This is a genomic window from Pseudomonas sp. MEJ108 (assembly GCF_030208985.1).
Classification (GTDB): Bacteria; Pseudomonadota; Gammaproteobacteria; order Pseudomonadales; family Pseudomonadaceae; genus Aquipseudomonas; species Aquipseudomonas fragariae.
Genome location: NZ_JARVSW010000076.1, coordinates 12,510 through 30,551, shown reverse-complemented (window position 1 = coordinate 30,551; position 18,042 = coordinate 12,510). Strand labels below are relative to the sequence as shown.

Sequence of the window (18,042 nt, the reverse complement as noted above, 5' to 3'; positions counted from 1 at the left end):
CAAGGCTTTTTCGTTTCCGTCTGCGCCGGAAGTGGGGCGAATTATAGACACCTCAGCGAGGGCGTCAATCGTTAATTTCAAAAATCTTCGCCCTGCTTTGCGACTGCCCCGTAAATACGGGAGATCCTCTTTAAAGACGATCTCCCTTCCGTAGAATTTATAGGCTGGGAAATGCAAATTGCGACGCTTCGTGGCTCGCCCGTTGCGGCCAGCGCTGGGTAATGGCCTTACGACGGGTATAGAAGCGCACGCCATCGGGACCGTACGCATGCAGGTCGCCGAACAGGGAACGCTTCCAGCCACCAAAGCTGTGATAGGCGACCGGCACTGGCAAAGGAACGTTGACCCCGACCATCCCCACTTCAATCTCGTCGCAGAACAGACGCGCCGCTTCGCCATCGCGGGTAAAGATGCAGGTGCCGTTGCCGTATTCGTGATCGTTGATCAGTTGCATGGCCTGCTCAAGGCTGTCCACGCGCACGATGCACAGCACCGGCCCGAAAATCTCTTCTTTATAGATACGCATCCCTGGCGTCACGTGATCAAACAGGCAGCCACCCATGAAGAAGCCCTGTTCGTGCCCGGCAACCTGAAGATTGCGCCCGTCGACCACCAGGGTCGCGCCCGCCTGCACACCGTCCTCTATATAGCCGCCAACCTTGTCGCGATGCTGCCCGGTGACCAATGGCCCCATGTCCAGGCCACAGGTTGTGCCCGCACCGATCTTCAGGCTCTGGATTTGCGGAACCAGTTTGGCCACCAATGCATCGGCGATCTGATCGCCGACACACACCGCCACCGAAATTGCCATGCAACGCTCGCCGCAGGATCCGTAGGCAGCGCCCATCAAGGCACTCACGGCATTGTCCAGATCGGCATCCGGCATCAACACCGCATGATTCTTGGCGCCACCGAGGGCCTGAACGCGCTTGCCACGCGCTGCGCCCTCCTTATAGATGTACTCGGCAATCGGTGTAGAACCAACGAAGCTCAGCGCCTTGACCTCCGGCGCTTCGATCAGCGCATCGACCGCGACCTTGTCACCATGAACCACGTTGAGCACACCGTTCGGCAGCCCGGCTTCATGCAGCAACTCGGCAATCAACAATGTAGAGCTGGGATCGCGTTCCGAGGGTTTGAGGATGAAGCAGTTACCGCACGCAATCGCCAGCGGGTACATCCACAGCGGCACCATGGCCGGGAAGTTGAACGGGGTGATACCGGCAACGATACCCAGCGGCTGAAAGTCAGACCACGCATCGATGTTCGGCCCGACGTTGCGGCTGTATTCACCCTTGAGCACTTCAGGCGCAGCGCAGGCGTACTCCACGTTTTCAATACCGCGCTTCAACTCGCCCGCCGCATCCTCCAGGGTCTTGCCGTGTTCTTCACTGATCAATTGGGCAATGCGTGCCTCGTTCTGCTCAAGCAACTGCTTGAAACGGAACATCACCTGAGCACGCTTGGCCGGCGGCGTATTGCGCCACGCCGGAAACGCGGCCTTGGCCGAGTCGATTGCCTTCTGGACTGTTTCGCGGTCGGCCAGCGCTACGGTGTGGATAACCTGCCCGGTCGACGGGTTGAACACATTGGCGCTACGACCTTCAGCAGAAACGAACTCGCCGTGGATCAGGTGTTGAATGCTGCTCATGGAAAACTCCGGATAAAGGCAACGGGCGTGAGTCAGCTCACACCCGATGCGATAAAGGCACGTATATAAGAAGAAAGCCTGCCAGCGCGGTCAGTCGATCAGGTTCAGGGTTTCGCCGACGGCATCGAACAATCGATCCAGATCCTGCGCCTGGCTATTGAAGGTCGGCCCGAATTGCAGGGTGTCACCGCCAAAGCGCACATAGAAACCGGCTTTCCACAGTTTCATGCCCGCCTCGAAGGGCCGCACGATGGCATCGCCGTCACGCGGGGCGAGCTGGATGGCACCTGCCAGACCGTAATTGCGGATATCGACCACGTTTTTCGCGCCCTTGATACCGTGCAGCGCACGTTCAAAATGCGGCGCGACGGCTGCGGCCTGCTGCACCAGATTCTCCCGTTGCAGCAGTTCAAGCGCCGCCAGCCCGGCCGCACACGCTACAGGGTGAGCGGAATAGGTGTAGCCGTGAGGGAATTCGACAGCGTACTCCGGCGTCGGCTGGTTCATGAACGTGTGATAGATCTCGCTGCTGGCGATTACCGCGCCCATGGGGATAGCACCATTGGTGATCTGCTTGGCAATGCACATCAGGTCAGGCGTGACACCGAAACTGTCCGCGCCAAACATCGAGCCCGTACGGCCGAAACCGGTGATGACTTCATCGAAGATCAGCAGGATATTGTGCTGATCACAAATCTCCCGCAGGCGCTTGAGATAGCCTTGCGGCGGAACGATCACACCGGCCGAGCCCGACATGGGTTCGACGATCACTGCAGCGATGTTCGACGCATCATGCAACTCGATCAGCTTGAGCATCTCGTCAGCCAGCGCGATACCGCCCGCCTCGGGCATGCCCTTCGAATACGCATTGCTGGCCAGCAGGGTGTGCGGCAAGTGGTCGACGTCCATCAACTGGCCGAACATCTTGCGGTTGCCATTCACTCCGCCCAGGCTGGTGCCCGCCACATTCACGCCGTGATAGCCGCGTGCCCGGCCGATCATCTTGGTCTTGGTCGCCTGGCCTTTCAGCCGCCAGTAGGCGCGCACCATCTTCACCGCCGTATCCGCGCACTCGGAACCCGAGTTGGTATAGAAGACATGGTTGAGATTGCCCGGCGTCAGGTCGGTAATCTGTTCTGCCAGCTGGAACGACAGGGGGTGCCCGAACTGAAAGCCCGGCGAGTAATCCAGCACACCCAGTTGCCGGGACACGGCTTCCTGAATTTCCTTGCGCGTGTGCCCGGCACCGCATGTCCATAGACCTGAGAGTGCATCGTAGATCTTGCGTCCCTTGTCGTCTGTCAGATAGCTGCCATGCGCGGCCACGACCATGCGCGGGTCGCGCTGGAAATTTCGGTTCGCGGTGTAGGGCATCCAGTGAGCATCGAGCTTCAACTGACGGGTGACAGGCACATCGGACACTTCGAACATATTCATGGGAGCAGGCCTCGCAGGCGCTAAACGATCGGTCATTGCAGCCAAGGTGCCACGCGGCTAAAGTTCATAAAACCCGACTTTTACGATCTTTGGTTTGGTAATCACTAAACAATGAATATCCGTCGCTCCGATCCCGTGTCGCAGGTCAGTGATTTTGATATCCGCTTGCTGCGCCTATTCAAAAGCGTTGTCGAGGCGGGTGGCTTTTCTGCGGCTGAAAGCGTGCTCGGCATTGGCCGATCAGCGATAAGCCAGCAGATGAGTGATCTGGAACAACGCCTCGGCCTGCGCCTGTGCCAGCGAGGCCGCGCCGGTTTTTCACTGACCGACGAAGGGCGCGAGGTTTATCAGTCGTCGTTGCAACTGCTCAGCGCGCTGGAAAGTTTCAGGACAGAGGTCAACGGCCTGCACCAGAACCTGCGCGGCGAGCTGAACATCGGCCTGACCGACAATCTGGTCACCCTCCCCCATATGCGCATCACCCATGCCCTGGCCCGGCTGAAAGAGCGCGGGCCGGGCGTGCACATCAACATCCGCATGATCGCCCCCGCCGAAGTCGAGCGCGGTGTACTCGACGGCGGTCTGCATGTCGGTGTCGTGCCACAGGCCAGCGCCTTGCCGGGGCTTGAGTATCATTCGTTGTACAGCGAGCGTTCGCTGCTCTATTGCGCGGTCGGGCATCCCCTGTTTTACGTCGACAATGCGACGCTGGATGACGCACGCCTCGCACAACAGGAAGCCATCGCTCCGACCTTTCGCCTGCCCAACGATGTTCAGGACCACTATCAGGCGCTGACCTGCACGGCCAGCGCGTCGGACCGGGAGGGCATCGCCTTCCTGATTCTGACCGGCCGCTACATAGGCTACTTGCCCGATCATTACGCCAACACCTGGGTGCAGGAAGGCAGGCTGCGCGCATTGAAACCGGATTCGAAGTTTTACGACCTCAATCTGGTGACCGTTACCCGCAAAGGCCGACGCCCTCATTTGGTGCTGGAGAGCTTTCTGGAAACACTTGCCGCTACCCGATGACACATTTATGCCCGGCACCTGGCCGGTTCGCCGACGCTGCAGAGCGCGTTGAAAGCGCTATCAGGCTGATATTTATTGAAATAACTGGACTCAAATAAAAATAACCTGAGCAACTGGACAGTTTTTTGCAGTAGTCCCGGACAACGACACGCCAGCACATGGCATTTCCCCGTCCGAGAACTTGCCATGCAGCCTGAAACACTCGACAACGATGACCTGATCTACGGCCTGAACGATCGCCCCAAACCCTGGACGGCCATTTTGGCAGCGTTCCAGCACGTTCTCGCCAGCTTCGTCGGGATCATCACCCCGCCCCTGATCATCGGCTCGACCCTCGGCCTGACCCCATACATGCCGTACCTGATCAGCATGGCCTTGATGGTCTCGGGCACCGGTACGTTCATCCAGGCGCGCCGCCCGTTCGGCATCGGCGCGGGCATGATCTGTCTGCAAGGCACCAGCTTCGCGTTCCTGGGCGCCGTGTTGTCCGCAGGCTTTCTGGTCAAACAGCGCGGCGGCAGCCCGGAGGACATCATGGCGATGATCTTCGGCGTGTGCTTTTTCGGTGCGCTGGTGCAGATCGCGCTGAGTCGCTGCATTAGCCAGCTGCGAAGGGTCATCACGCCGCTGGTGACCGGTATTGTCATCACGTTGATTGGTGTGAGCCTGATCAAGGTGGGCGTGACAGACCTGGGCGGCGGTTTCAATGCGCCGGACTTCGGCGCCCCGGTGAACCTGGCGCTGGGCGCGTTCGTTCTGGCCGTGATCATTGTGCTCAATCGCTCGAATACGCCCTGGGTACGTTTGTCAGCCATCATCATCGGCCTGGCGGTCGGCAGTCTGGCCGCCTGGTTCAGCGGCAAGCTGGTGCCGCAAGCCCTTCACGACCTGCCGTTGATCAGCGTACCGGTGCCCTTCCGCTTCGGCTTCAATTTCGACTGGAGCGCTTTCCTGCCAGTCGCGCTGATTTATCTGATCAGCAGCATCGAAACAGTCGGCGACCTGACCGCCAATTGCATGCTCGCGCGCCAGCCCATCAGCGGCCCGAGCTACCTGGCACGCCTCAAGGGCGGCGTGCTCGGCGATGGCGTGAGCTGCATGATCGCCGCGACCTTCAGCGCATTTCCCAATACCACCTTTGCGCAAAACAACGGCGTGATCCAGTTGACCGGCGTTGCCAGTCGCTACGTCGGGCTGTACATCGGCGCGGTGCTGTTCGTACTCGGGCTGTTTCCGCACATCGGCGCCATCGTCCAGCAGATCCCCAAGCCGGTGCTCGGCGGCGCAACGCTGGTCATGTTCGGCAGCGTCGCCGCCGCCGGGGTGCGCATTCTGGCCCAGTCGCCGCTGGACCGACGCAGCATGCTGATCATTGCGACGTCCTTGGGTGTCGGTCTGGGCATTGCGGCGCAGCCTGCGCTGCTGCACCAATTGCCGAAACTGGTGCAGAACCTGTTCGATTCGGCGATCACCAGCGGCGGCATCACGGCCATTGTCATGTGCCTGCTGATTCCGGAAGGCAAAGTCACCGCCGCTACGACCGACGCCGTAACGGAACCCGAACCTGTGGAGCAACCACGATAACTTTGCATGCCGCGCCCGCACCGACGCTTGCGAGATGCTCGCCGGTGCGCTATCTGTTCATCCGTCGCGCCCTACGACCTGTCCGGAATTGCCCATGACCCTTGAAGTCCCCGCACACAGCGCTCACGTCACCAAGCCTGCAAGCCGTATTCGTCAGAAGAACGAAGAAGCGATCATCCAGGCAGCCGAAGATGAATTCGCCCGCCACGGTTTCAAGGGCACCAGCATGAACACCATCGCGATCAAGGCCGGGCTGCCAAAGGCCAATCTGCATTACTACTTCACCAATAAACTCGGCCTGTATGTCGCGGTGCTGAGCAACATCATCGATTTGTGGGACAGCACCTTCAACCACCTCAGCGTCGAAGACGATCCCGCAGAGGCGCTGGCCCGCTACATTCGCGCCAAGATGGAGTTCTCGCGCCGCCAGCCACAGGCCTCGCGGATCTTCGCCATGGAGATCATCAGCGGCGGCGAATGCATGAGTGAGTATTTCAGTCAGGATTACCGCCTGTGGTTTCAGGGCCGGGCCGCGGTCTTTCAAGCCTGGATCGACGCCGGCAAGATGGACCCCGTCGACCCGGTGCACCTGATCTTCCTGCTATGGGGCAGCACCCAGCACTATGCTGACTTCGCCTCGCAGATCTGTCGCGTCACCGGTCGCTCCCGACTGACGCGCCAGGACATGGATCAGGCCAGCAACAATCTCATTCGGATCATCCTCAAAGGTTGTGGGCTCACGCCGCCAGCCTTGTAGAATCGTCGCCTTGACGTCAGCTGGACACACGCATGCCTTTTACCCTGGTCGGCCCTTGCGAGTTTCGTGAAGAAATCCGCAAGAGCCGCTTCATCACCCTCGCCGCCCCCATCGCCAGCCCGGCCGACGCACAGGCGTTCATCGAGCAGCACAGTGACCTCAACGCCACCCACAATTGCTGGGCCTGGAAGCTCGGCGGCCAGTACCGCAGCAACGATGACGGCGAACCGGGCGGCACCGCAGGCAGGCCGATTCTGGCCGCCATCGAAGCGCAGGCGTTCGATCAGGTCGTGGTGCTGGTGATCCGCTGGTACGGCGGCATTCAACTGGGAACCGGCGGCCTGGCCCGCGCCTATGGTGGCGGTGCCAACAAATGTCTGCAGCAGGCCGAGCGTCTGCCGCTGATCCAGCGTGCCTCGTTCCACCTTGAATGCAGCTTCAGTGAGCTGGCGCTGGTCAAGCTGCGTCTCGGCGAATTGAACGGGCTGGTGGAAAACGAAAACTTCATGGCCAACGGTGTGCAGATGTCCATCGCCATCGGCCCCGAACACACCGATACCCTGCAGCGCCAACTGGCCGATCTGAGTCGCGGCAGAATCCTTCTGCACGCAGCGCCGGAGCAATAGCCGGAGCCTCTGCGGCACATGTAACAATTGCCCACATCTACTGTGCATCCGGCTGTGGATAAGCTGAGCACACTCCACCACGAGCCTTGCCGGGCTTGCGTTTCAGGCGAATGATCGTTTTTTGAGCAATTGCCGTTCGTGGATCCATAAAGAGCGCAAAAACAGCCTGTTAGCGCTTCTTAGTGCCTTTGGATGTTAACCGCCGCCGCATTATTCTCACTCAACCCGCTTGCGCACAGTATCTGTGGAAGAACCTGTGGATAACAGGTGCAAGGGTCGCGCATTGGTTCAGTGCGCCGCCCTCCACGTCCGCTGTACATTTTTTGTTCAAATCAAAGGGCCACATTGGCCCGCGCCCGGTCAGCACGCCCCGAACTGGTGCTGAAACGCGTGCGTGCGATGGAAGAAGGCCGGCGACAAAGCCGAAAACTCCGTGCCCAGCCTTGATTCAGCGCACCGGACGCGAATCCTGACTCCTTGGCCAGGATTTTGCTTTATCCACACGCGACCCACTTCTGCCTCAGAGCCTTTCATGTCAAACCACGCGATACCTGCGCGCCTGCAACTGCGCCATATCACCAAACGGTATCCCGGCTGCCTGGCCAACGACGCTGTCGACCTGACGATTCAGCCCGGAGAGATTCACGCCCTGCTGGGTGAAAACGGTGCGGGCAAAAGCACGCTGATGAAGATCATCTACGGCGTGACGCAGCCCGACGCCGGGACGATCATCTGGCAAGGCCAGGCGCAGACCATGCGCAATCCGGCACAGGCCAGAAGCCTGGGCATCGGCATGGTGTTCCAGCATTTTTCGCTGTTCGAAACCCTCAGCGTCGCGCAAAACATCGCGCTGGCGATGGGCGCAGCAGCAGGCACGCCCAAACAACTGGAGCCGCGCATCCGCGAGGTCTCACAACGCTACGGCATGGCGCTGGAACCCCAACGACTGGTGCACAGCCTGTCGATTGGCGAGCGGCAGAAAGTCGAGATCATTCGCTGCCTGATGCAGGACATTCGCCTGTTGATCCTCGACGAACCGACGTCGGTGTTGACGCCCCAGGAAGCCGAGGAGCTGTTCGTGACCCTTCGGCATCTGGCCCGGGAAGGCTGCAGCATTCTGTTTATCAGTCACAAGCTGGGTGAGGTGCGCGCGCTGTGTCACAGCGCAACCGTGCTGCGCAACGGCAAGGTCTCCGGGCACTGCATTCCCGCTGACTGCTCCGATCTGGAACTGGCGCGCTTGATGGTCGGCGATGCCGAAGGGCTGACCGCGCACTATGAAAAAGTCAGCGGCAGCACAGCCTTTTTGCGCATCGACAAGCTGTCCTGGCACAACCCGGACCCGTTCGGCTGCTCACTCAAAGACCTCAGCCTGGAAGTACGCAGCGGCGAAATCGTCGGTATCGCAGGCGTGGCCGGTAATGGTCAGGATGAATTGCTGGCGCTGCTCAGCGGCGAACAGACCTTGCCGCACGCCCAGGCGGCGACCCTGCGTTTTGAGGATACCCCGGTCGGCAACCTGCGCCCCGATGCGCGGCGCAAGCGCGGCCTGGCATTCGTCCCGGCCGAGCGCCTGGGGCATGGCGCAGTGCCGGAACTCAGTCTCGCCGACAACGCGCTGCTTACCGCCTTCCAGCAAGGGCTGGTGAGCAATGGCCTGATCCAGCGCAGCAAGGTGCGCGCACTGGCCGACGAAATCATTCGGCGCTTTGCAGTCAAGACGCCGGATGCACAGGCCCCGGCGCGCAGTCTGTCGGGCGGCAATCTGCAGAAATTCATTCTTGGTCGGGAAATCCTGCAAAAGCCGAAACTGTTGATTGCCGCGCACCCCACCTGGGGCGTGGATGTCGGCGCGGCGGCGGCGATCCATCGGGCGCTGATTGCCTTACGCGACGCGGGGGCCGCGATTCTGGTGATCTCCGAAGACCTGGACGAATTGTTCCAGATCAGCGACCGACTCGCCGCCCTGAGCGGCGGTCAGCTTTCCGAGCTGATCCCCACTGAACAGACCAGCACCGTGCAAATCGGCGGCTGGATGGCGGGACAGTTCGATCATTCTCAAACCCAGGCCCACGTGCCTGGTTAACGGAGCAAAACATGCTGCTTTCTCTGGAACCGCGCGGCCAGCAATCGCGCGCGATGCTGTGGTGCTCCCCTTTGCTGGCTGCGGTGCTGACCCTGGTCTGCGGCTCGCTGCTGTTCATCGGCCTGGGGCTGAACCCCTGGGTGACGCTGCACACCTTGCTGATCGCACCGGTCAGTGACTGGTACGGCCTGTCGGAATTGATGGTCAAGACTCTGCCGATTCTGCTCTGCGCGCTGGGTCTGGCGGTCGCCTATCAGGCGCGTATCTGGAACATCGGTGCGGAAGGCCAGTTGCTGCTCGGCGCATTGGCCGGCAGTGCCGTGGCGGTGAACATCATCGAGATGGAGAGTCGTTGGGCGCTGGTCATGGTGCTGCTGGCCGGCACCCTCGCCGGCGCGGCCTGGGCGGGCGTGACCGCCTGGCTGCGCACGCACTTCAACGCCAATGAAATCCTCACCAGCATCATGCTCAACTACATCGCCCTCAACTTGCTGCTGTACTTCGTCCACGGGCCGCTCAAGGACCCTGCCGGCATGAACTTCCCGGAGTCGGCGACCTTCGGCGACGCCAGCCGTCTGCCGCTGCTGATGGAGGATGGCCGCGCGCACATCGGCGTGTATTTCGCCCTGTTGGCGCTGGTCGCGGTCTGGGTGTTGCTGCAACGCAGTTTCGTCGGCTTTCAGATCAAGGTGCTGGGCCTGGACAAGCGTGCTGCCGGGTTTGTCGGCTTCCGCGAAAAACGCCTGGTCTGGCTGGCGCTGTTGATCAGTGGCGCGCTGGCCGGGCTGGCGGGCGTATCGGAAGTGACCGGGCCGATCGGCCAGCTGGTGCCACAGGTCTCGCCCGGTTATGGCTATGCCGCGATCACCGTGGCCTTTCTCGGCCGCCTCAACCCCATCGGCATTCTGTTCTCCAGCCTGTTGATCGCCCTCCTGTATCTGGGCGGGGAAAGCGCGCAAATGACCTTGAACCTGCCGTTGGCAATCACGCAGTTGTTTCAGGGGATGATGCTGTTTTTCCTGCTGGCCTGTGATGTGCTGATTCTCTACCGCCCACGTCTGAAACTGCACTGGGCCAAGCGCCAGATGACACCTGTCACAGGAGCCGCATGATGGATATCGACCTGCTGAGCAACATTTTCTACGCCATGGTCCGTTGCGGAACACCCTTGCTGCTGGTAGCGCTGGGCGAGCTGATTTGTGAAAAAAGCGGCGTCATCAACCTCGGTCAGGAAGGCATGATGCTGTTTGGCGCAGTGATCGGTTTCATCGTCGCCCTGAACACCGGCAACCTGTGGCTGGGCGTGCTGCTGGCGATGCTTGCAGGCATGCTGCTGTCGGCATTGTTCGCCCTGGTGGCGCTGGTGTTCAACGCCAATCAGGTCGCGACCGGGCTGGCGCTGACCATCTTCGGCGTCGGCCTTTCCAGCTTCGTCGGGGCCGCCTGGGTCGGCAAACCGTTGAGCGGTTTCGAACCGGTCGCCATCCCGCTGCTCAGCGACATTCCGCTGATCGGCCGCATGCTGTTTGCCCAGGACTTGCTGGTCTACCTGTCCTTTGCCTTGTTCGCGCTGGTCGCCTGGGCGCTGCTGAAAAGCCGCGTCGGGCTGATCATCCAGGCCGTCGGTGAAAACCCAGATGCCGCCAGCGCCATGGGCTTGCCGGTGTTGCGCGTGCGCACCTTGGCGGTGCTGTTCGGCGGCGCAATGGCTGGGCTGGCCGGGGCTTATCTGTCACTGGCCTACACACCGATGTGGGCAGAAAACATGAGCGCCGGACGTGGCTGGATTGCCCTGGCACTGGTGGTGTTCGCCAGCTGGCGCGTGTGGCGTCTGCTGCTGGGTGCCTACCTGTTCGGTCTGGCCAGCATTCTGCACCTGGTCGCGCAGGGCATCGGCCTGGCCATCCCGTCCAACCTGCTGGCGATGCTGCCATATGTGGCCACCATCATCGTCCTCGTCCTGCTCTCCCGCGACGCCCTGCGCACCCGGCTGTATGCGCCGGTATCGCTGGGCCAGCCATGGCGGGCGGGGCATTGATGGGCTTACACATGCCTGATGGATTATCGTGCGACGCTCCGCGTCGCATGCCGTTCGGGACGCTCTGCGTCCGATCCTGAATGCGCGGCGCGGCGCAGATCTGTGACGCAGAGCGTCACGAACGGCATTCCACTGGAGCGTGAGGAACGATAATCCCGACTATCGTGCCAATGCTCCGCGTCAGGCATCTACCTTGAACGTTTTCGGCTCGCGAAGATTCCAACAGGTCATGGGCAGGAGTACGCTGCAAGGTCGAAACTTTCGAGAGGCCTTGCTGGCACTGCCATGGAGTCTGTCTCTCAATCTGCCAAGGAATCATTCATGACCACTACCAAGAAAACCGCTCTGATCATCGGTGCTTCGCGTGGCCTGGGGCTAGGGCTGGTGCAGCGCTTGACCGAACAGGGCTGGCACGTCACCGCCACCGTACGTGATCCGCAAAATGCCGAAAACCTGAAAGCAGTCGAGGGCGTGCGCATCGAGGCGGTGGATCTGGACGAAACGGCTTCGCTTGAAGTGTTGGTCCAGAAGCTGCGCGGTGAGGTGTTCGACGTGCTGTTTGTCAATGCCGGCATCACCGGTGCGGAACACCAGAGCGCTGCGAAGTCGACCGCTGCCGAGCTGGGGCAGTTGTTCCTGACCAACGCGGTGGCACCGATTCGTCTGGCCGAGCGCTTCGTCGATCAACTTCGTCCCGGCACGGGCGTCCTGGCGTTCATGAGTTCGTGGCTGGGCAGCGTCACTTGCCCAGATGGCGCAAACCTTGCGCTGTACAAGGCCAGCAAGGCCGCGCTCAATTCGATGACCAATACCTTTGTCACCGAGCTGGGCGAAAACCGTCCCACTGTGCTGTCGATGCATCCGGGCTGGGTCAAGACCGACATGGGCGGCGAAAATGCTGCCATCGACGTCATGACCAGCACCACCGGGCTTGTCGAACAGCTCAATGCCTACGCTGGCAAAGGCGGCCATCACTTCATCGATTACCAGGGCAAGACGATTGCCTGGTAACCGGCCGCTCGACTAGAATCGCCGTCCTTCGCCGGGGCGCACCTGCCCCCGGCGACCCTGGATCAGCAGACAGGGCATCACTGAGCTGGCTAACCTGAACCTGTCTTTCAGAGGAGCCGGCCCATGCCTGCGATCCGTATCTGGTTGAAAAATCCCCTTGCCGTGTTCACTGCCAATGACCTGGACGCCCGTGGCGGTCTGGTGATCGAAGGCGGCGTCATCACTGAAGTGCTGGCCGCCGGGCAGCTCCCGTCAAAGCCCTGCAATCAAACATTCGATGCCCGTGAGCATGTGTTGCTGCCGGGGCTGATCAACACGCACCATCACTTCTATCAAACCCTCACGCGGGCTTGGGCACCGGTGGTCAATCAGCCGTTGTTCCCGTGGCTGAAAACCCTGTACCCGGTATGGGCGCGCCTGACGCCGGAGAAGCTCGCGGTCGCCAGCAAGGTGGCGCTGGCCGAGTTGTTGCTGTCCGGGTGCACGACCGCTGCCGACCATCACTATCTGTTTCCCGACGGGCTTGAACAGGCTATCGATGTTCAGGTGCAGAGCGTCCGGGAGCTGGGCATGCGCGCGATGCTGACGCGCGGTTCGATGAGCCTGGGCGAAGCGGATGGAGGCTTGCCGCCGCAGCAAACCGTGCAGCAGGGCGAGGTGATTCTGGCCGACAGCCAGCGCTTGATCGAGACCTACCATCAGCGTGGCGACGGCGCACAGATTCAAATCGCCCTGGCGCCCTGCTCACCGTTTTCGGTCACGCCGCAGATCATGGCCGAGAGCGCGGCCATGGCCGAAAAACTCGACGTGCGCCTGCACACCCACCTGGCTGAAACCCTCGACGAAGAAGACTTCTGCCTGCAACGCTTCGGCCTGCGTACCGTGGATTATCTGGACAGCGTCGGCTGGCTGGGCCCGCGTACCTGGCTGGCCCATGGCATCCACTTCAACCCCGGCGAAATCGCCCGTCTCGGCGCAGCAGGTACAGGTGTCTGCCACTGCCCAAGCTCGAACATGCGCCTGGCCTCCGGCATCTGCCCGACGCTGGACCTGCTCGCCGCTGGCGCGCCGGTGGGGCTCGGGGTCGATGGCTCGGCGTCCAACGACGCATCGAACATGATCCTCGAAACCCGCCAGGCGCTTTACCTGCAACGCCTGCGCTACGGCGCCGAAAAAATCACCCCGCAGCGGGTGCTGGGCTGGGCCACCAGGGGCTCGGCGCAGTTGCTGGGACGCACTGATCTCGGCGAACTGGCGGTGGGCAAACAGGCTGATCTGGCGTTGTTCAAGCTGGACGAACTGCGCTTTTCCGGCAGCCATGATCCGCTGTCAGCGCTGCTGCTGTGCGGCGCGGACCGTGCCGACCGGGTGATGATTGCAGGGCAATGGCGAGTGATCGACGGCCAGGTCGAAGGCCTGGACATCAAGCAACTGATTGCCGATCACCGCCAGGCCGCGCGGGAATTGATTCAGGGCTGAGCATGCGGAGCGATACTCTCGACTATCGTGCGACGCTCCGCGTCGGCATGCCGTTCAGGACGCTCTGCGTCCTCTTGCGACGCAGAGCGTGGGAGCGATAGGCAATAGGCCCTAAAGCCCCAGACACGACAGCATGATGAACGTCGCGAACAGCACGAAGTGGGTCATGCCTTCGATGGCGTTGGTTTCGCCGTCGTTGAGGTTGATGGCGGACACCAGCAGGGTGATGAAGATCATCACGGTCTGCACCGGGGTCATGGCCATCTGGAAAGGCTGGCCGCTGTATAGCGCCATGGCTTCCATCACCGGAACGGTCAGGATCACGGTCGACAGCGATGCACCCAAGGCGATGTTGACCACCGACTGCATGCGGTTGGCCAGCGCAGCACGCAGGGCTGTGAGGATCTCCGGCGCGGCGGAGATGGCGGCGACCAGGATAGCGGTCATCACCGGCGGTGCACCGGTGCCTTCCAGGCCCAGGTCAACCGTCTTCGACATCACTTCGGCCAGCGCACCGATCACCACCACGCCGACAACCAGTGTGGCAATTGAGCGGGTCAGATTGACGGGTTCATGCTCTTCGGCCTGCCCCTGGCGCTTTTTCTTTTCCGGGTAGCTGTAGCTGAAAAAGTAACTGTGCGGCCCGACCTGCATGCGCAGGAACAGGGTGTAGAGGAGGATCATCGCGCCGATGGTAAACGCCGAATAGATCTTCCAGTCACCCTCGGGAATGAACTCGGGTACGACCATCGACACGCCCATCGCGGTGAGGATCATCACGCTGTAGGTGCGCGCCGAATCGTCGTTGTACGACTGCTCGCCGTGCTTGATACCGCCCATCAGCGCCGCAAGGCCGAGGATGCCGTTGATGTCGAGCATCACCGCCGAATAAATCGTGTCGCGCACCAGCGTCGGCGACGGCTCGTTGCTCATCATGATCGCCAGGATCACCACTTCGACCGTTACCGCCGAGAGCGTGAGGATCATCGTGCCGTAAGGATCGCCGACCTTTTCCGCGAGCATCTCGGCGTGATGCGCAACGCGCATCGAGGCGCAGATGATGAAAGCGACCAGCGCCAGCCCCGACACCAGCGCAACCACCTGACCATTGCCTACCAGCACATGCTCCAGTGGATAAGCGACGAACATGGCAATGATTGCCAGCAACAGAAACTTTTCTTGCTTGAGCAATGCGCCCATTTTTATTCCCCAAACCTTGCGACATCGCCGCGGATGTACGTGAAGGTGGCCAACAGTGAAGGCTGTCAGAGTAGCGTGTGTGACAAAAGGTTTCATAAAATAGCCCGAATGAGAACGGCACTCACGCGTAAATGACTTTTGATCCCGTCGCCGCGATGTGAAATAGTGCCCGCCGTTTTCAACCATAGTGCCCGCCGTTTTCTTCGCGGCCTTCAGGGCGCGCCTGTTTTTCATGATTCCGCTTTGTTAGAAAGGACCTTTGCCATGCGTGCTTTTCGACTTCCGCATCTGCTGGCTTGCGGCCTGCTGACCCTGATCGCGAACGTCGCCCAGGCCGCGCCTATCGACATCGATGACGGCCAACACAAAGTCCACCTGCCTGATCCCCCCAAGCGCGTGGTCGTACTGGAGTTTTCGTTTCTCGACGGGCTGGCCTCGGTCGGCGTGACACCCGTCGGCGCGGCGGACGATGGCGATGCCAACCGCGTGCTGCCCAAGGTGCGCAAGGCCGTCGGCGAATGGCAGTCTGTAGGTCTGCGTTCGCAACCCAATATAGAAGTGATCGCGCGGCTCAAGCCGGACCTGATCATCGCTGACCTCGGTCGCCATCAGGCGCTGTACAACGACCTGGCCAGCCTGGCGCCGACGCTGATGCTGCCGTCACGCGGTGAGGATTATCAGGGCAGCCTGAAGTCTGCCGAGCTGATCGGCGTCGCGCTGGGCAAGGGGCCGCAGATGCAGGCGCGCATCGCGGAAAACCGCCAGCACCTGAAGACCGTCGCCGAGCAGATTCCTGCCAACAGCAACGTGCTGTTCGGCGTCGCCCGCGAAGACAGCTTCTCTGTGCATGGCCCGCACTCTTATGCCGGCAGCGTGTTGCAGGCGATTGGTCTGAAGGTCCCGGAAGTACGCAAAAACGCCGCGCCAACCGAATTCGTCAGCCTGGAGCAACTGCTGGCCCTGGACCCGGGCTGGTTGCTGGTCGGTCATTACCGCCGCCCGAGCATCGTCGACAGCTGGAGCAAGCAGCCGCTGTGGCAGGTGCTGGGCGCGGTGCGTAACAAGCAGGTGGCCGAAGTGGATGGCGACAGCTGGGCGCGCAATCGCGGGATCATGGCCTCCGAGCAGATCGCCGACGATGCGCTTGCCGTGCTCAAGGGCGGCAAGGCCGTGCTGAACCCGTAAATGCGCCGCTGGCTGATGGCGGGCGTGATCATCGCGGCCTGCCTGGGATTGTTCTGGGTGTCGCTGTTCGCCCTGTCGTCGTTCAGCATTCGCCAGGTGGATGCCTGGAACGGACTGATCACACAGGGCCGCGAGGGCGGCAATATCGCTTACATCGTCGCGCAACTGCGCGTGCCACGTGCCTTGTGCGCGGCACTGGTCGGTGCCTGCCTGGGCGTGGCCGGCGCGTTGATGCAGGGCATCACCCGCAACCGTCTGGCGTCTCCTTCATTGTTTGGCGTTACCGCAGGCGCCGCATTGGGGCTGGCGCTGTTTTCCACCGGTCTGGTCGCCCTGCCCTTCCCCGGTGGCGCACTGCTGATGACCTGCCTTGGCGGTGCGCTGGCGTGGATCACCGTGTTCAGTCTTGGCGGTGCCTGGTCACCTGCCACGGCTCAAGGCCGACTGGTGCTGGCAGGTGTCGCGGTAGCCGCCCTGTGCGCCGCATTGACCCGCCTCACGGTAATTCTCGTCGAGGCGCAGGCGCAAAGTGTCCTCAACTGGCTGGCTGGGTCGCTGGCCAATGTCGGTGCCGCACAATTGCAATTGCTCTGGCCGTGCACGCTGATCGGCGTGGTGCTGGCGGTGGCCTGTGCGCCACGCCTTAACCTGATCAACCTCGGCGAAGACGCCGCGCGTTCGCTGGGCGTGCGTATCGGCGCGTTGCGCCTGCTGGTATTCGTGGTCAGCCTGCTGCTGGTCGGTGCCAGTGTCTGCGCAGTCGGGCCGATCGGCTTTGTCGGCCTGATCGCGCCGAACATCGCTCGCCAATGGCTGGGCAATGACTACCGCTGGCTGATCCCGATCAGCGCCGGCCTGGGCGCGGCCATCGTGCTGGCCTCGGACCTGATCAGCCGCGCCGTGGCCTTCCCGGTGGAAACACCGGCCGGGGTGGTGACGGCATTGATCGGCGCGCCGTTCTTTCTGTTTCTGGCGAGGCGTGCGCTATGAACCACCCGCGCGCACGGCTGTTGCTGCTGATGACCCTGCTGGCACTCGCTCTGCTGCTGAGCCTCAGCGCTGGCACCGTGTGGCTGACACCAGGCGCCGTACTCGATCACCTGATCGCCCACGACAGCAAGGACTTCGAGGTCTGGAATCACCGCCTGCCACGCGGCCTGATCGCGATCATGACCGGCTGCGCGTTCGGCCTGGCTGGCGCCATCGTGCAAGGCGTGATTCGCAACCCGCTGGCCTCGCCGGAAATCCTCGGCGTCACTCAGGGAGCCGGGCTGGCGCTGACCATCGCGATTATCGGCCTGCCGCAGTTACCGGTGTCGGCGCTGCCGTTTGTGGCGTGTCTGGGCGGTGCGGCGGGAGCGCTGCTGCTGGCGTTGTACAACACCGGCGTGCAGTTTTCCGGCGTGCGTTTCGCGTTGTCCGGGGTCGCGATTGCAGTGACGTTGTCGAGCATCACCGAGTTCCTGATCCTGTCCAACCCGCTGGATATCAACACCGCCCTGCTGGCGCTGACCGGCAGCCTGTGGAGCCGCAACTGGCACCACGTTTTGCTGGCTTTGCCGCTTCTGCTGCTGATCCCGCTCAGCCTGCTGATGGCCAAACCGCTGAACCTGATCGGCCTTGGCGATGAGGCCGCGCAGAGCCTGGGCACCGGCCTCACGCGTACGCGCTGGCTGGCGATGGGCAGTGCCGTGCTGTTGACCAGCCTGGGGGTGGGCATTATCGGCCCGGTGAGCTTCGTCGGCCTGGTCGCACCACACATGGCCCGCCGTCTGGTCGGCGGTCATCATCAGTACCTGCTGCCCGCCTCGATGGTGCTGGGTGCGTTATTGCTGGTGCTGGCCGATACGCTAGGCCGCACGCTGATCGCCCCCAGCGAAGTTCCGGCCGGGATTCTCACGGCGGTGATCGGCGCTCCGTATTTCCTCTGGCTGCTGGCCCGATTCAAAGGTTGAT

15 protein-coding genes are annotated in these 18,042 nt (G+C 61.8%); 12 read left to right on the top strand and 3 right to left on the bottom strand.

Translation table 11 applies throughout. The annotated features are described in order from the left end of the window. Positions 1–157: 157 nt before the first annotated feature. Together QRN50_RS24345 and aptA are read right to left on the bottom strand one after the other, a co-directional pair. Positions 158–1,651 (bottom strand): CoA-acylating methylmalonate-semialdehyde dehydrogenase, encoded by a 1,494-nt coding sequence (locus QRN50_RS24345; RefSeq protein WP_058399230.1) that lies wholly within the window; start codon positions 1,649–1,651, stop codon positions 158–160. A 90-nt stretch (positions 1,652–1,741) separates the two neighbouring features. Beyond that, complete coding sequence (gene aptA / locus QRN50_RS24340; RefSeq protein ID WP_011266561.1) at positions 1,742–3,088, bottom strand: omega-aminotransferase AptA; 1,347 nt, start codon at positions 3,086–3,088, stop codon at positions 1,742–1,744. A 111-nt stretch (positions 3,089–3,199) separates the two neighbouring features. Here aptA and QRN50_RS24335 point away from each other — a divergent pair, with 111 nt between their 5' ends. The 9 genes from QRN50_RS24335 (at position 3,200) to QRN50_RS24295 (ending at position 13,701) form a co-directional block, all read left to right on the top strand. Beyond that, positions 3,200–4,120 carry a LysR family transcriptional regulator gene (locus QRN50_RS24335; RefSeq protein WP_011266560.1) on the top strand — a complete coding sequence of 307 codons (921 nt, stop codon included), beginning with the start codon at positions 3,200–3,202 and terminating at the stop codon, positions 4,118–4,120. A 186-nt stretch (positions 4,121–4,306) separates the two neighbouring features. Next, complete coding sequence (locus QRN50_RS24330; RefSeq protein WP_004408020.1) at positions 4,307–5,704, top strand: uracil-xanthine permease family protein; 1,398 nt, start codon at positions 4,307–4,309, stop codon at positions 5,702–5,704. Positions 5,705–5,798: 94 nt separating this feature from the next. Continuing rightward, positions 5,799–6,461 (top strand): TetR/AcrR family transcriptional regulator, encoded by a 663-nt coding sequence (locus QRN50_RS24325; protein WP_003318629.1) that lies wholly within the window; start codon positions 5,799–5,801, stop codon positions 6,459–6,461. Between the two features lie 32 nt (positions 6,462–6,493). Beyond that, positions 6,494–7,087: an IMPACT family protein gene (locus tag QRN50_RS24320; RefSeq protein WP_058399231.1), complete on the top strand. Its 594-nt coding sequence runs from the start codon at positions 6,494–6,496 to the stop codon at positions 7,085–7,087. A gap of 532 nt (positions 7,088–7,619) precedes the next feature. Next, positions 7,620–9,173 carry an ABC transporter ATP-binding protein gene (locus QRN50_RS24315; protein WP_058399232.1) on the top strand — a complete coding sequence of 518 codons (1,554 nt, stop codon included), beginning with the start codon at positions 7,620–7,622 and terminating at the stop codon, positions 9,171–9,173. 11 nt (positions 9,174–9,184) lie between these two features. Then, on the top strand, positions 9,185–10,285 hold the full coding sequence (locus QRN50_RS24310) for an ABC transporter permease (RefSeq protein WP_011266556.1): 1,101 nt from the start codon (positions 9,185–9,187) through the stop codon (positions 10,283–10,285). Beyond that, complete coding sequence (locus tag QRN50_RS24305) at positions 10,285–11,211, top strand: ABC transporter permease (RefSeq protein ID WP_003414641.1); 927 nt, start codon at positions 10,285–10,287, stop codon at positions 11,209–11,211. Before QRN50_RS24310 ends, QRN50_RS24305 begins: the two co-directional genes overlap by 1 nt. 321 nt (positions 11,212–11,532) lie before the next feature. Next, the gene (locus QRN50_RS24300; protein WP_004408007.1) at positions 11,533–12,222 is read left to right on the top strand and encodes an SDR family oxidoreductase; all 690 of its coding nucleotides are present in this window, start codon (positions 11,533–11,535) and stop codon (positions 12,220–12,222) included. A 123-nt stretch (positions 12,223–12,345) separates the two neighbouring features. After that, on the top strand, positions 12,346–13,701 hold the full coding sequence (locus QRN50_RS24295) for an 8-oxoguanine deaminase (protein ID WP_057458286.1): 1,356 nt from the start codon (positions 12,346–12,348) through the stop codon (positions 13,699–13,701). Between the two features lie 111 nt (positions 13,702–13,812). Here QRN50_RS24295 and QRN50_RS24290 read toward each other — a convergent pair whose 3' ends face one another. Continuing rightward, positions 13,813–14,901 carry a calcium:cation antiporter gene (locus QRN50_RS24290; protein WP_024640275.1) on the bottom strand — a complete coding sequence of 363 codons (1,089 nt, stop codon included), beginning with the start codon at positions 14,899–14,901 and terminating at the stop codon, positions 13,813–13,815. A 264-nt stretch (positions 14,902–15,165) separates the two neighbouring features. Here QRN50_RS24290 and QRN50_RS24285 point away from each other — a divergent pair, with 264 nt between their 5' ends. From QRN50_RS24285 to QRN50_RS24275, 3 genes are read left to right on the top strand one after another with little or no spacing between them, the layout of a single operon-like run. Then, positions 15,166–16,086, top strand: a complete 921-nt coding sequence (locus QRN50_RS24285; protein ID WP_096127006.1) for a Fe(3+) dicitrate ABC transporter substrate-binding protein FecB — start codon at positions 15,166–15,168, stop codon at positions 16,084–16,086. Next, positions 16,087–17,076 carry an iron-dicitrate ABC transporter permease FecC gene (gene fecC, locus QRN50_RS24280; protein ID WP_003393413.1) on the top strand — a complete coding sequence of 330 codons (990 nt, stop codon included), beginning with the start codon at positions 16,087–16,089 and terminating at the stop codon, positions 17,074–17,076. Next, a complete protein-coding gene (locus QRN50_RS24275; protein WP_096127005.1) occupies positions 17,073–18,041 on the top strand; it encodes an iron chelate uptake ABC transporter family permease subunit in 969 nt (322 codons plus the stop codon). Before fecC ends, QRN50_RS24275 begins: the two co-directional genes overlap by 4 nt. Position 18,042: the final 1 nt, after the last annotated feature.

What these genes read in the sequence shown, in the direction of transcription:
- QRN50_RS24290 (WP_024640275.1), bottom strand. Translation starts at nt 14,901, where the DNA reads ATGGGCGCATTGCTCAAGCAAGAAAAGTTTCTGTTGCTGGCAATCATT.
- QRN50_RS24325 (WP_003318629.1), top strand. Translation starts at nt 5,799, where the DNA reads ATGACCCTTGAAGTCCCCGCACACAGCGCTCACGTCACCAAGCCTGCA.
- QRN50_RS24305 (WP_003414641.1), top strand. Translation starts at nt 10,285, where the DNA reads ATGGATATCGACCTGCTGAGCAACATTTTCTACGCCATGGTCCGTTGC.
- QRN50_RS24315 (WP_058399232.1), top strand. Translation starts at nt 7,620, where the DNA reads ATGTCAAACCACGCGATACCTGCGCGCCTGCAACTGCGCCATATCACC.
- QRN50_RS24275 (WP_096127005.1), top strand. Translation starts at nt 17,073, where the DNA reads ATGAACCACCCGCGCGCACGGCTGTTGCTGCTGATGACCCTGCTGGCA.
- QRN50_RS24345 (WP_058399230.1), bottom strand. Translation starts at nt 1,651, where the DNA reads ATGAGCAGCATTCAACACCTGATCCACGGCGAGTTCGTTTCTGCTGAA.
- QRN50_RS24285 (WP_096127006.1), top strand. Translation starts at nt 15,166, where the DNA reads ATGCGTGCTTTTCGACTTCCGCATCTGCTGGCTTGCGGCCTGCTGACC.
- fecC (WP_003393413.1), top strand. Translation starts at nt 16,087, where the DNA reads ATGCGCCGCTGGCTGATGGCGGGCGTGATCATCGCGGCCTGCCTGGGA.
- aptA (WP_011266561.1), bottom strand. Translation starts at nt 3,088, where the DNA reads ATGAATATGTTCGAAGTGTCCGATGTGCCTGTCACCCGTCAGTTGAAG.
- QRN50_RS24295 (WP_057458286.1), top strand. Translation starts at nt 12,346, where the DNA reads ATGCCTGCGATCCGTATCTGGTTGAAAAATCCCCTTGCCGTGTTCACT.
- QRN50_RS24335 (WP_011266560.1), top strand. Translation starts at nt 3,200, where the DNA reads ATGAATATCCGTCGCTCCGATCCCGTGTCGCAGGTCAGTGATTTTGAT.
- QRN50_RS24330 (WP_004408020.1), top strand. Translation starts at nt 4,307, where the DNA reads ATGCAGCCTGAAACACTCGACAACGATGACCTGATCTACGGCCTGAAC.
- QRN50_RS24310 (WP_011266556.1), top strand. Translation starts at nt 9,185, where the DNA reads ATGCTGCTTTCTCTGGAACCGCGCGGCCAGCAATCGCGCGCGATGCTG.
- QRN50_RS24300 (WP_004408007.1), top strand. Translation starts at nt 11,533, where the DNA reads ATGACCACTACCAAGAAAACCGCTCTGATCATCGGTGCTTCGCGTGGC.
- QRN50_RS24320 (WP_058399231.1), top strand. Translation starts at nt 6,494, where the DNA reads ATGCCTTTTACCCTGGTCGGCCCTTGCGAGTTTCGTGAAGAAATCCGC.